The sequence below is a fragment of the Xanthobacter sp. DMC12 genome (genome assembly GCF_056314105.1).
On record NZ_JBQUYZ010000002.1, the window covers coordinates 274,485 to 287,233 of the forward strand.

Here is a 12,749-nt window from a genome sequence, read left to right on the forward strand (position 1 = left end):
CCAGAACGCCAGATGCTGGACGCTCAGGCGGCCTCTTCGGCTTCCATGTCCTGGTCGAGGTCGGCCTCGTCAGCCACCTTGGCGGCACCGCGGCGCGGACCCTTGAGGAGGTTCTGCTCGATGAGCTTCACGGCCTCGGTCTCGGTGATGTTCTGCACCGCCGACAGCTCGCGGGCCATGCGGTCGAGGGCGGCCTCGTAGAGCTGGCGCTCGGAGTAGGACTGCTCGGGCTGGGCCTCGGAGCGGTACAGGTCGCGCACCACCTCGGAAATGGCGACGAGGTCGCCGGAATTGATCTTCGCTTCGTATTCCTGCGCGCGGCGGCTCCACATGGTGCGCTTGACGCGGGCGCGACCCTGCAGGGTCTCGAGCGACTTCTCGACGATGTTGGTCTCGGAAAGCTTGCGCATGCCGACGCTGGCGATCTTGGCGAGGGGCACCCGCAGCGTCATCTTGTCCTTTTCAAACGAGATCACGAAGAGTTCGAGCTTGAAACCGGCGACTTCCTGTTCCTCGATGGCCATGATCCGGCCAACACCATGGGACGGGTAAACAATGTGCTCGCCCGTCTTGAAGCCGAGACGGGCCTGCGCGTTCTTCTTTGCCGACATGCTCTTGACACTCCTGATCCGGCCCGCGAAAACGGGCCGAACCTGTTGGTGCGCCGGCCGGCCGGTCCGGTCCCGGGACGGCGCGCACCTTCAGCTGCGGATATGGGTCGCGGCCGGAACGCCCGCCACCCCGCTCTGCCAGACGATGTACAGACAGCCTTGGTGCCGCGCCGCAGGAAAACGGCCGGCACAATATTCTCGCCCCTTTGTTCCCGAGAATGCGCCCTGGAATGTGCGCGAACACATTGCGGGCGCGATGTGGCTGGTGCTGGAAGCAATCGACTGTAAAGTCACGTATATCACAATTTTTGTCGGAATCAAAGCGCGCGTGTCGCCAACCTTACCTTCGCTGGTAAGGGGCCGCGACTTGGGCGACGACTGGACGTTGACTCGCGGCCGACTTGCGGCGCGTTGAACGGCCACGCTTTGCGCTGCCTCCCGCCGGTATCATATAAGCATTTCTTTATATCCTTATTGCCCGCTTGGGGCCGCCGTGCTATTGGGCGCGCCACGATTGGCGGCCCGCACTGTGCCGCCCCGAGCCGATCTCAAGCGGAGCGATCCATGAGCAACGATTACGTGGTGAAGGACATCAACCTCGCGGACTGGGGCCGCAAGGAACTGGACATCGCCGAAATCGAGATGCCCGGCCTGATGGCCACCCGCGCCGAATACGGTCCCGCGCAGCCGCTCAAGGGCGCCCGCATCGCCGGCTCGCTGCACATGACCATCCAGACCGGCGTGCTCATCGAGACGCTGAAGGCGCTCGGTGCCGACGTGCGCTGGGCCTCGTGCAACATCTACTCCACCCAGGACCACGCCGCGGCCGCCATCGCCGCCGCCGGCACTCCGGTCTTCGCCATCAAGGGCGAGACGCTGGAGGAATACTGGGAGTACACCCACCGCATCTTCGAGTGGGCGGATGGCGGCACCCCCAACATGATCCTCGACGACGGCGGCGACGCGACGCTGCTCGTCCACCTTGGCAAGCGCGCGGAAGAGGGCGACACCGCCTTCCTCGACGGCGCCACCAACGAGGAGGAGGAAGTCCTCTTCGCCGCCATCAAGCGCCGCCTCAAGCACAAGCCGGGCTGGTACTCGCTCCTCGCCAAGAACATCCAGGGCGTGACGGAAGAGACCACCACGGGCGTGCATCGCCTTTACGAGATGCAGAAGAAGGGCACGCTGCTGTGGCCCGCCATCAACGTGAACGACAGCGTCACCAAGTCGAAGTTCGACAACCTCTACGGCTGCCGTGAATCGCTGGTGGACGGCATCCGCCGCGGCACCGACGTGATGATGGCCGGCAAGGTGGCCATGGTCGCGGGCTTTGGCGACGTGGGCAAGGGCTCTGCCGCCTCGCTGCGCAATGCCGGCTGCCGCGTGATGGTGTCCGAGGTCGATCCCATCTGCGCCCTGCAGGCGGCGATGGAAGGCTACGAGGTCGTCACCATGGAAGAGGCGGCGCCCCGCGCCGACATCTTCGTGACCGCCACCGGCAACGTGGACGTCATCACGGTGGAGCACATGCGCGCCATGAAGGATCGCGCCATCGTGTGCAACATCGGCCACTTCGACAGCGAGATCCAGGTCGCGGCGCTGAAGAACTTCAAGTGGCACAATGTGAAGCCGCAGGTGGACGAGGTCGAGTTCGCCGACGGCAAGCGCATCATCCTCCTGTCCGAGGGGCGCCTCGTGAACCTCGGCAACGCCACCGGCCATCCGAGCTTCGTGATGTCGGCGTCGTTCACCAACCAGACGCTTGCGCAGATCGAGCTGTTCACCAAGCCCGGTCACTACGACAAGAAGGTCTATACCCTGCCGAAGGCGCTGGACGAGAAGGTCGCGGCGCTCCACCTCGACAAGATCGGCGTGAAGCTCACCCGCCTCACCGACCAGCAGTCCGCCTATATCGGCGTGGCCCAGCAGGGCCCCTTCAAGCCCGAGCACTATCGCTACTGATCGCGGCTGATCGCGTCTTTCCATACGGTTGCGAACGCCGGCCCTCGGGCCGGCGTTCTGCGTTCAGGCGCGCTCCGCGGCCTCCGTGTGGCACCGCATTGTGTTCACCTGCGAACGGGGATAGGTGTTGGTGACCCGCGACGCGCGGGAAGCCGGTTCCGTGATCGCCATGCGGCGGGGTGTCGGAACGGATCGATCCGGGGCATGCCGCGCTCCGGGCGAAGGCTTCCGGCGAGGAGCGGGGGCGGGTTCGGGCCTCGGGATGACCGGGGCCGAGACCTGCAGCGGGGCATGTGCGGGGGCTGGTTGCGGGGGCTTGGCCTTGGACGGTTACGTGCGACGCTCGCGAGGCGCCTACCTGCGCGAAGCATCCTGTTGCGATGCGCATTCCCCCGCCGGCCGGAGCGCCGGCCGCGGTTCGTCACGCTCACCCCTGACGTTCGCGCCCGGCTGAGAGGCAGCCGCCCTTCATGTCCACCAGCTTTTCCCGCGACCGTTCGCGCACCGTGCCGTTCGCTGCGGAGATCGGCGCCCTCGGCGTCGTCTTCGGCGACATCGGCACCAGCCCCCTCTACGCCCTCAAGCAGGGCGTGCTGGCGGTGGGCGGCACCAATTTCATCGGCGCCGACGTGCTCGGCCTGCTGTCCCTCATCACCTGGAGCATCATCCTCTCCGTCACGGTGAAGTACGTCTTCCTTGTGCTCAGGGCGGACAATGACGGCGAAGGCGGCATTCTCGCCCTCGTGACGCTGCTCGATCTCCATCGCAGCGCCATCGGCCTGAGATGGTACCTGCTTGCAGCCGGCCTGCTCGGCGCCGCCATGCTGATCGGTGACGGCGTGCTCACGCCGGCCATGTCGGTGCTCTCCGCCATCGAGGGCCTGCAGGTCATCGCGCCGGAGCTGGAGCACTGGGTGGTGGCGCTCACCTGTCTGGTGTTGCTCGCCATCTTCTTCTCCCAGCGCCTGGGCACCGAGCGCATCGCCTCCTTCTTCGGCCCGGTGATGCTGCTGTGGTTCGGTTCGCTCGGGGCGCTCGGCGTCTACGGCATCCTCCAGGCGCCGCAGGTGATCGCGGGCCTCGATCCGCGCTACGGCATCATGCTGATGGTCCAGCATCCCGGGCTCGCCGGCGTCATCCTCGGCGCCTGCTTCCTCGCGGTGACGGGCGGTGAGGCGCTCTATGCGGACCTCGGCCATTTCGGCCGGCCGGTGATTGCGCGGGCCTGGCTGTTCGTGGCCATGCCGGCGCTGCTGCTCAACTATTTCGGGCAGGGCGCCATCCTGCTGGTGGACCCGAGCGCGGTCCGCAATCCCTTCTACGACCTCTGCCCCGACATGTTCGACATTCCGCTGCTGTTTCTCGCGACGGCGGCGACCGTGATCGCCTCGCAATCCATCATCACCGGCGTGTTCTCGCTGGCGAAGCAGGCCATCGAACTCGGCTACCTGCCGCCCATGCGGATCCGCTACACCTCCGAGCACAACGAGCAGCACATCTATGTGGGCCGGCTGAACTGGCTTCTGATGATCGCCTGCATCGCCGTGGTGCTGGGCTTCGAGGCGTCCGACCGGCTGGCGTCGGCCTACGGCATCGCGGTGGCGTTCGCCATGGTGACGACCTCCATCCTGTTCATTGCCCAGGTGAAGCGGGCGTGGGGCTGGCCCTCCTTCGCGGTCTGGGCCATGGCGGCGGGCCTGCTGACGGTGGATTTCGCCTTCGCCTCCGCCAACATGACCAAGATCCACGACGGCGGCTGGCTGCCGCTTTCCATCGCCGCCGTCATCATCTTCGTGATGGTCAGCTGGCGGCGGGGCCTGGAAGCTGTGGTGGCCCAGCAGGTGCGCTTTACCGAGCCTCTGGACAATTTCGTCGCCCGCAAGGACCGGGTGAACGACGTGGAGGCGCCGCGCACTGCCATCTTTCTGTCTCGTGCGGGTGCGATGACGCCCGTGGCGCTTTCCCGTATGGCAGATCTCCTGAAGGTCCGCTTCGAGAAAGCGGTGATCGTCTCGGTCTGGATCGCCGCCCGCCCCAGGGTGTCGGTGGAGGACCGGGTCAAGGTGACCACCCTCAACGAGGGGTTCGTGCGGGTCGATCTGCGCTTCGGCTACATGCAGCAGATCGACGTGCCGTCTGTGCTGGGTCCGGCGCTGAGCGCGCGGGGCATCGATCCGGATGCGGCGATCTACGTGATCGGCCACGAGCGGATCATCCCGCCCGACGAGGTCATCAAGCTGAGGGACGTGGTCGCCCACGTCTTCGCGTTCCTCGCGCGCAATGCCGAGCGTTCGGTGGACCGGTTCGGCCTGCCGCGCGCCCGGACGGTGGAGATCGGCTATCCGGTGAAGCTCTGAGCATCCGCTCCGGCACCGGCGGCCAGTCCGATCCCAGCCTCAGGCAGGGCCTAAAGTGTATCACGAACCCCAAGACGGCCTGACCACGACCGAGACGCCGCAAAAAAATGCTCCCCATAGGGCAGGGGAGCAAACTACAACAGGGGCGTCCGACGTCGTCGCGGGCGGGGGGAACGGTGACGATATGGCTGCGCGCACTTTGGCAGTGAGAGTATCGACGTTCTTCAAGGAACGCGTGGGGCTGCACGGCCTCGGCTTCATCCTGAGCCTGATCGTGATCGCCTTCGCGGCGGTCGTGCTCTACCGGATGCTGCACAACCTCAAATGGTCGGACGTGCTCGACGCCCTGCGCGAGAAGAATCCGCGCGACGTCGCCATCGCCTTCTTCCTGGTGGCCGGCGCCTATCTGACGCTCACCTTCTATGACTGGTTCGCCCTGCGCACCATCGGCAAGGGCCATGTGCCCTATCGCACGGCGGCGCTGGCCGGCTTCTGCTCCTATTCGGTGGGGCACAATGTGGGCTTCACCGTCTTCACCGGCGGCTCGGTGCGCTACCGCATCTATTCGGCCTGGGGCCTCGGTGCCATCGATGTGGCGAAGATCTGCTTCGTCGCCGGCCTCACCTTCTGGCTCGGCAATATCGCCGTGCTCGGCCTCGGCATCACGCTGCACCCCGAGGCGGCCACCGCCGTGGACCAACTACCGCCCTTCGTGAACCGGCTGATCGGCGTCGGCGCCCTGTGTGCGCTGGTGGCCTACGTCACCTGGGTATCGCTGGCGCCGCGTACCATCGGCCGCTCGACCTGGTTCGTCACGCTCCCGCGCGGCCCCACCACCCTGCTGCAGGTGGGCATCGGCATCCTCGACCTCAGCCTGTGCGCCGCCGCCATGTACATGCTGATGCCGGCCTCGCCCTATATCGATCCCATCAGCCTCGCGGTCATCTTCGTCACCGCGACCCTGCTCGGCTTCGCCAGCCACGCGCCGGGCGGTCTCGGGGTGTTCGACGCGGCGCTGCTCGTCGCGCTGCCGCAGTTCGACAAGGCCGAGCTTCTGGGCGCTCTGCTGGTGTTCCGGCTGTTCTACTACATCGTGCCCTTCGCCTTCGCCCTGACCCTGCTGGGCGCCCGCGAACTGAGCCTGCGCATCGCCGGCAAGGAGCAGGCGGCGGCCGAGAAGGCCGAGGCCAAGGCCCGCGCCGCCGCGTCCAAGACACCGGCCGAGTGACTCCGCGCCCGCGGATCGGTCTTCCGCGGGCCTGACTGCCGGCTTCGCATGCGGCGGCCGTTGCAAACGCAGTGCGGCCGATATAAAAAGCGAGCGCTCGCTCGTTTTTCTCATCGCATCCCGAGGGCGCACCATGGACTTCACCATTTCGCCGGCCCTGGAAGACCTCCGCCGCCGCATCGCTGCCTTCGTCACGGATGAGATCATCCCGCTCGAAAGCGATCCCGCCACCTACGACGCCCACGAGAACATCGCCGCTGAGCCGCTCGAGCGCCTGCGCGCCAAGGCGAAGGCGGAAGGGCTGTGGTGCCTCCAGCTGAAGCCGGAGAACGGCGGTCTCGGCGTCGGGCGCATGGGCATGGCGGTCTGCTACACCGAAATGAACCGCTCCATCTTCGGCCCGGTGGTGTTCAATTCCGCGGCCCCCGACGACGGCAACATGATGGTGCTGGAAGAGGTGGGCACTCCCGACCAGAAAGCCCGCTGGCTCGCCCCCATCGCGCGCGGCGAGGTGCGCTCCGCCTTCGTCATGACCGAGCCCCACCCCGGCGGCGGCTCCGACCCCTCCATGATGCTCACCCGCGCCGAGAAGCAGCCGGACGGTTCCTATCGCATCTATGGCCGCAAGTGGTTCATCACCGGCGCGGAGGAGGCGGCGCACTTCATCATCGTTGCCCGCACCTCCGATGATGCGCGCAAGGGCCTGACCGCCTTCGCCTTCCACCGCGACGCGCCGGGCTGGCGCATCGTGCGGCGCATCCCCATCATGGGGCCGGAGGAGCACGGCGGGCATTGCGAGCTGGAGTTCGACGGCCTCGCCATCCCGCCCGAGGACGTGCTGATGAAGGAGGGCGACGGCCTGAAGGTCACGCAGATCCGTCTCGGCCCTGCGCGGCTTACCCACTGCATGCGCTGGCTCGGCCTCGCCATGCGCTCGGTGTCCATCGCCCGCGACTATGCGGCGGTGCGCGAGGGGTTCGGCATCCGCCTCGCGGACCGGGAGAGCGTGCAGACCATGCTCGGGCGCATCGCCATGGAGATTGAGATCGGCCGTCTGCTGGTCATGAAAGCGGCGTTCGAGCTCGATCGCGGCGGGCTCGCGCGCAAGGAAATCTCCATGGCCAAGATCAAGGCCGCCAACACCCTGCACCTCGCCGCCGATACCGCCATCCAGATCAACGGCGCGCGCGGCTATTCCAAGGACACGGTGCTGGAGTGGATCTACCGCTATGCCCGTCAGGCCCGCATCGTGGACGGGGCCGATGCGGTACACGAAATGGTGCTGAACCGCTTCCTCGAGAAGGAAGGCGACGGCTTCTGGAACTGGCCGGTGGCGGGAGAGACCGCGTGAGCGCGCCCGCCTCGTCCCTCGGCTTCGATGCCGCCGCGCTGGACGCCTGGCTGAAGGCGCGCGTGCCGGGCCTGTCCGGCACGCCGAGGTTCGATGCCATCTCGGGCGGACAGTCCAACCCGACCTTCTTCGTCACCTATGACGATCGCGCCCTCGTGCTGCGCAAGCAGCCGCCGGGGGAGCTGCTGCCCTCCGCCCATGCGGTGGACCGCGAATATCGCATCATGCACGCGCTTGCCGGGACCGGCGTGCCGGTGCCGCCCGTGCTTGCCCTGTGCGAGGACAAGTCCGTCATCGGCACCCTCTTCTATGTGATGGAGAAGGTGGACGGCCGGGTCTTCCACGACTGCACCCTGCCGGGCGTGACGCCGCAGGAGCGCCGGGCCATGTACACCGCCATGGCGACGACGCTGGCGGCTCTACACAACGTGGACCCGGCCGCTGTCGGCCTCGCCGATTTTGGCCGCCCCGGCAATTATTTCAGCCGCCAGATCGCGCGCTGGACCCGCCAGTGGGAACTCTCCAAGACCCGCGAGGACGCAAACATCGACCGTCTCGTCACGTGGCTGCCGGCGCATGTGCCGGCTGACGACACGAGCCGCATCGCCCATGGCGACTACCGCATTGGCAACCTCATGTTCCACCCTACCCGTCCCGAGGTGGTGGCGGTGCTGGACTGGGAATTGTCCACCCTTGGCCATCCTTTGGCGGACCTCGCCCATTGCGCCATGGCCTGGGTGTCGCGGCCGGAGGAATATGGCGGCATCGACGGGCTCGACCTCGATGCGCTGGGCATTCCCGCGCGTACCGATTTCGTCGCGACCTATCAGGCGGCGGCGACCCATGGGGCGCAACTCACCGACTTCCACATGGCCTTCGCCTTGTTCCGCTGGGCGGTGATCTTCGAGGGCATCGCCGCGCGGGCGAAGGCGGGCAATGCCGCCGCCGAGGGCGCCGCCGACACCGGGCGCCTCGCCGAAGCCTTCGCCGCGCGGGCGGCGGCGTTCATCTGATGGGTCAGGCCAGCGCCTTCAGCACGAAGGCGTTGACCTGCGCCACATAGGCCGGCGCCTCGATGCCGCGCTCGCGATATTTGCTGCGCTTCACATACCAATCCTGCAGCAACGGCTTGATGAGCGTCGCCGCGAACAGCGGATCGTTAGCCGCGAAGGTGCCGCGCTGCATGCCCTCAGCAATGGCGTCGGCAAGAATGCGCTCGGTGGTGCGCTCGCTCTCCACCGCGCGCCTGCGGGCCTCCGGTGGGAAGGCTTTCGCCTCCATGTAGGCGAAGACGAACCACGGGTGCATGGCCTCGGTGAGGAGGATGTGGCGCTCGATCAGCCAGGCAAGGTGCCGGGCCGGGTCCGCGCGCACCGCCTCCGGCGCCCCGGCGAGCGCGCCCTCGGCGGCCTCCGCCACTTCCTCCAGGATCATCAGGAGCAGCGTGTCCTTGCTGTCGAGGTAGGAATAGAGCCCGCCCATGCTGAGGCCGGATTCCTCCGCCAGCTGGCGCAGCGTCATGGCGTGGAAGCCGTGGCGGTTGGCCAGTGTCAGCGCCGCGCCCAGGATGCGGGCAAGGTTCGCCACCGCCAGATGGGGCTTGCGCACCTTGATGGTGTCGCGATGCCGGGCAAGGATGCGCGCGGCGCTGGCCGCGAGGGCATGGTCCGGCGCGTGAGATGTCGCGATCTGCGCGTGCGCCGCCTGTTCCTCGCCCAATCGAGACCCCCGCCAAAGCTGTGCGCAGACTGCGGCCGGGCCGGCGAATGTCAAGCGAGGTGCCGCACCGGCGGATTTGTCCCATCCCCTTGCATCATGGCCCCGCCTTCGCTTTTCTGCCGGAAAGGGACCGGAGCCCGTCCGCATGAGCCTTCTGCGCGTCTATGCCCGCACCATCAGCCTCCTCGGGCCGGAGGCCCGGCTGGGGGCGCTGCTGGCCGGCTCGAACCTCGCCCTGGCGGTGTCGCAGTTTGCCGAGCCCATCCTGTTCGGCCGCATCATCGATGCGCTGGCGAGCGCGCAGGCCGCCCAGCGCCTGCCGCACACGGACGACCTCGTGCCGCTCCTCGCGGCGTGGGTGTGCTTCGGCCTGTTCAACATCGGCGCCGGGGTGCTGATCTCGCTCCACGCCGACCGGCTGTCCCATCGTCGCCGGCTGGGCGTGCTGACCCAGTATTTCGAGCATGTGCTGCAACTGCCGCTGAGCTTCCACGGGGAAACCCATTCCGGCCGCCTGCTGAAGGTGATGCTGGAGGGCGTCGATGCCCTGTGGGGGCTCTGGCTCTCCTTCTTCCGGGAGGATTGCGCGGCAATCCTCTCCCTCGTCATCCTCGTGCCGGTGGGCATCTACCTGAATTGGCGGCTGGGGCTGGTGCTGATCGTGCTGATGGCGGTGTTCGGCGCCATCACTGCCTATGTCATCCGCCGCACCGAGGCGATGCAGCGGCAGGTGGAGGAATACAATTCCGACCTCGCCGAGCAGACCTCGGACGCGCTGGGCAACGTGGCGGTCATCCAGAGCTATACCCGCACGGAGGCCGAGGTCTCCGGCCTGCGCGATACGGTGAACCGGGTGCTGGCGGTCCAGATTCCGGTGCTGTCGTGGTGGGCGATGGTGTCCATGGCCACCCGCGCCGCGACCACGCTCACCATTCTCGCCATCCTGCTCATCGGCACGTGGCTCTACATGCAGGGCCTCGCCAACATCGGCGACATCGTCACCTATGTGGCCTTCGCCAACATGCTCATCGGCCGGCTGGACCACACCGTGTCCTTCTTCAACCGGCTGATGATGTCGGCGCCGCAGCTCGCCCAGTTCTTCGAGGTGCTGGACACGGTGGGCGCGGTGCGCGACCGGCCGGGGGCCAAGCCCCTGCCGCCGGTGAAGGGCGACGTGACGTTTGACGACGTGTCCTTTTCCTACGACGGCAAGCGCACGGCGGTGGGGGATGTGTCGTTCCACGCCGCGCCCGGCCAGACCTTCGCCTTCGTGGGCACCACGGGGGCGGGCAAGTCCACCGCGCTCGCGCTGCTGCACCGGGTCTTTGACCCCCAGTCCGGCGCCATCCGCATCGACGGCGAGGACATCCGGGACGTCACCCTCTCCTCCCTGCGCCACGCCATCGGCGTGGTGTTTCAGGAGCCTCTGCTGTTCAACCGCTCCATCGCCGACAATCTCAAGGTGGGCAAGCCCGACGCCACAGAGGCGGAGATGCGCGAGGCGCTGGCCCGCGCGCAGGCGCTGGAACTGGTGGAGCGCAATCCGCTCGGCCTCCAGGCGGTGGTGGGCGAGCGCGGCCGCGCGCTCTCAGGCGGCGAGCGCCAGCGGCTCTCCATCGCCCGCGCTCTGCTGAAGAACCCGCCCATCCTCATCCTCGACGAGGCGACCAGCGCGCTCGATGCCGCCACCGAGGTGAAGGTCCAGGCGGCGCTGGACGAGGTGATGAAGGGTCGCACCACCTTCGTCATCGCCCACCGCCTCGCCACCGTCCGCAATGCCGACCGCATCCTGGTGTTCGAGCACGGCGAAGTGGTGGAGGCCGGCACGTTCGAGGAGCTGGTGCGCCTCGGCGGCCGCTTTGCGGCCTTGGCCCGAGCGCAGTTCATGGCGGGTGCCGAAGAGACCCGGCAGCCGGCACCCGCGGTGATCGTCGAGACATGAGTGCCTTCGGCGGCCGAGCATTGCGTACCGTCAAGGACAAGCTGAAGTCTTCATGGTAAAGGTTTCGCGCTTTAAAGGAGTGCGGCCGAATTGTGGCAGACTAGGTTTGGCTTCCACCTGTGCCCGACCGGCAGTCCGCGTCCTTCCGCCTTTTCCGCGCAAGCGAAACCGGTTATGGAAGGACAGTTCCTGCGCGCGATTTCTCAACAGGGAGCGGATCGGTTGGCGCCCACGACATCACGTTTCGCCCTCCGAGCCTCGTTTGTGGGCTGCCTGTTGGCCGCTTTCGGGCTTGTGCTTGCCGCCGGTGCCCCGGCCCGCGCCAACCCGATCCTGCTGGTGGAGGCCGATACCGGCCGGGTGATCGAGCAGAAGGAGGCCGGGCGCCCCTGGCATCCCGCCTCCGTCACCAAGCTGATGACGGTCTATGTGGCGCTCAACGCCGTGCGCAACGGCAGGCTGACCTTCGATACGCCGCTCACCGTCTCGCCGGCTGCGGCGGCGCAGCAGCCCTCCAAGATGGGTTTCAAGGTCGGCACCGTCGTCACCCTCGACAATGCCCTGAAGATGGTTCTGGTGAAGTCAGCCAACGACATGGCCTGGCTGGTGGGCGAGGGCGTCGCCGGCTCCATGCCCGCCTTCGTCGCCGAGATGAACGCCACCGCCGCGCACCTCGGCATGACCGGCACCCATTTCGAGAATCCGAACGGCCTGCCGGACCCCGCGCAGGTGACCACCGCCCGCGACCTCGCCATTTTGGCGCGCGCCATCATCTATCATTTTCCCGAGCAGGAAGCCCTGTTCCGCATCCCGGCCATCAAGATCGGCAAGGTGGTGCTGCGTAACTACAACCGGCTGATCGACCGCTATCCCGGCGCGGACGGCATGAAGACCGGCTTCGTCTGCGGCTCCGGCTACAATCTCGTCGCCACCGCCACGCGCGGCAACAAGCGCCTCATCGCGGTCATCCTCGGTGCCCGCTCCGGCACCGCCCGCACCGAGCAGGCGGCCCTGATGTTTGAGAAGGGCTTCCAGTCGTCCTGGTCGGTGTTCGGCGCCGCTGCCCCGCTTCTGTCAGCCATCCCCAACAGCGGCGGGCCGATCTATGACATGCGGGCGGAAGTGTGTGGCGGCAAGCGCGCCGTGACCGCCTCCGAGGCGGACGACGAGCCGGATCCGCAGGCAAGCTCCAGCTTCTCCTTCGCGACGCCCGCCCTGCCCAAGTCCGGAGCCGAGTTGCTGCAGACCCTGCCGCCCTCCATGCCGCCGGTTCCGGTCTATGTGGGCACGCGCAATGCGGTGGAGGACTTCGCCACCGCCTACGAACCAGACCCGCCGAAGAAGCCCAAGGCCGGCGCGGGGTCGAAGCCGGACAGCAAGTCGGCCTCCACCGCCGACAAGCCCAAGGCTTCTGGAGATGCGGCGAAGAAGCCGGCAACCTCTGCCGACAAGAAGCCCGCCCAGCCGCAGGGCGCGGTCGCGGCCGGCAGCTCTGCAACGCCGAAGCCGAAGCCCAAGCCGGCCCCCGCTCCGGCCAATCCCGAGGCGGCCGCTCCTGCGCCCAAGCCGGCGACGTAGG

At 67.4% G+C, this 12,749-nt stretch carries 9 protein-coding genes; 7 read left to right on the plus strand and 2 right to left on the minus strand.

Annotated features, from left to right (window positions below; genetic code table 11):
- Window positions 1-23 precede the first annotated feature (23 nt).
- On the minus strand, window positions 24-611 hold the full coding sequence (locus ACT535_RS09460) for a CarD family transcriptional regulator (protein WP_168458525.1): 588 nt from the start codon (window positions 609-611) through the stop codon (window positions 24-26).
- A 564-nt stretch (window positions 612-1,175) separates the two neighbouring features.
- On the opposite strand from ACT535_RS09460, the gene ahcY reads away from it, so the two are divergent.
- The 5 genes from ahcY (at window position 1,176) to ACT535_RS09485 (ending at window position 8,522) form a co-directional block, all read left to right on the plus strand.
- Window positions 1,176-2,573 carry an adenosylhomocysteinase gene (gene ahcY, locus ACT535_RS09465; RefSeq protein WP_168458524.1) on the plus strand — a complete coding sequence of 466 codons (1,398 nt, stop codon included), beginning with the start codon at window positions 1,176-1,178 and terminating at the stop codon, window positions 2,571-2,573.
- Between the two features lie 470 nt (window positions 2,574-3,043).
- Entirely contained in the window at window positions 3,044-4,930 is a 1,887-nt protein-coding gene (locus ACT535_RS09470) for a potassium transporter Kup (RefSeq protein WP_476325922.1), read from the plus strand.
- 184 nt (window positions 4,931-5,114) lie between these two features.
- Window positions 5,115-6,158 (plus strand): lysylphosphatidylglycerol synthase domain-containing protein, encoded by a 1,044-nt coding sequence (locus ACT535_RS09475; protein WP_476325920.1) that lies wholly within the window; start codon window positions 5,115-5,117, stop codon window positions 6,156-6,158.
- 133 nt (window positions 6,159-6,291) lie between these two features.
- Window positions 6,292-7,509 (plus strand): acyl-CoA dehydrogenase family protein, encoded by a 1,218-nt coding sequence (locus tag ACT535_RS09480; protein WP_476364172.1) that lies wholly within the window; start codon window positions 6,292-6,294, stop codon window positions 7,507-7,509.
- Window positions 7,506-8,522 (plus strand): phosphotransferase family protein, encoded by a 1,017-nt coding sequence (locus ACT535_RS09485; protein ID WP_476364173.1) that lies wholly within the window; start codon window positions 7,506-7,508, stop codon window positions 8,520-8,522. The genes ACT535_RS09480 and ACT535_RS09485 overlap by 4 nt, the downstream gene beginning before the upstream one ends.
- A gap of 4 nt (window positions 8,523-8,526) precedes the next feature.
- Here ACT535_RS09485 and ACT535_RS09490 read toward each other — a convergent pair whose 3' ends face one another.
- A complete protein-coding gene (locus ACT535_RS09490; protein ID WP_476364174.1) occupies window positions 8,527-9,228 on the minus strand; it encodes a TetR/AcrR family transcriptional regulator in 702 nt (233 codons plus the stop codon).
- Window positions 9,229-9,373: 145 nt separating this feature from the next.
- Here ACT535_RS09490 and ACT535_RS09495 point away from each other — a divergent pair, with 145 nt between their 5' ends.
- Both ACT535_RS09495 and ACT535_RS09500 read left to right on the plus strand, forming a co-directional pair.
- A complete protein-coding gene (locus tag ACT535_RS09495) occupies window positions 9,374-11,170 on the plus strand; it encodes a glucan ABC transporter ATP-binding protein/ permease (protein ID WP_476325912.1) in 1,797 nt (598 codons plus the stop codon).
- 276 nt (window positions 11,171-11,446) lie between these two features.
- Window positions 11,447-12,748 (plus strand): D-alanyl-D-alanine carboxypeptidase family protein, encoded by a 1,302-nt coding sequence (locus tag ACT535_RS09500; RefSeq protein ID WP_476364175.1) that lies wholly within the window; start codon window positions 11,447-11,449, stop codon window positions 12,746-12,748.
- The last annotated feature ends 1 nt before the right edge of the window (window position 12,749 follow it).

Excerpts from the sequence above, each read along its gene's own strand:
- ACT535_RS09460 (WP_168458525.1), bottom strand. The coding sequence starts at position 611 with ATGTCGGCAAAGAAGAACGCGCAGGCCCGTCTCGGCTTCAAGACGGGC.
- ahcY (WP_168458524.1), top strand. The coding sequence starts at position 1,176 with ATGAGCAACGATTACGTGGTGAAGGACATCAACCTCGCGGACTGGGGC.
- ACT535_RS09470 (WP_476325922.1), top strand. The coding sequence starts at position 3,044 with ATGTCCACCAGCTTTTCCCGCGACCGTTCGCGCACCGTGCCGTTCGCT.
- ACT535_RS09475 (WP_476325920.1), top strand. The coding sequence starts at position 5,115 with ATGGCTGCGCGCACTTTGGCAGTGAGAGTATCGACGTTCTTCAAGGAA.
- ACT535_RS09480 (WP_476364172.1), top strand. The coding sequence starts at position 6,292 with ATGGACTTCACCATTTCGCCGGCCCTGGAAGACCTCCGCCGCCGCATC.
- ACT535_RS09495 (WP_476325912.1), top strand. The coding sequence starts at position 9,374 with ATGAGCCTTCTGCGCGTCTATGCCCGCACCATCAGCCTCCTCGGGCCG.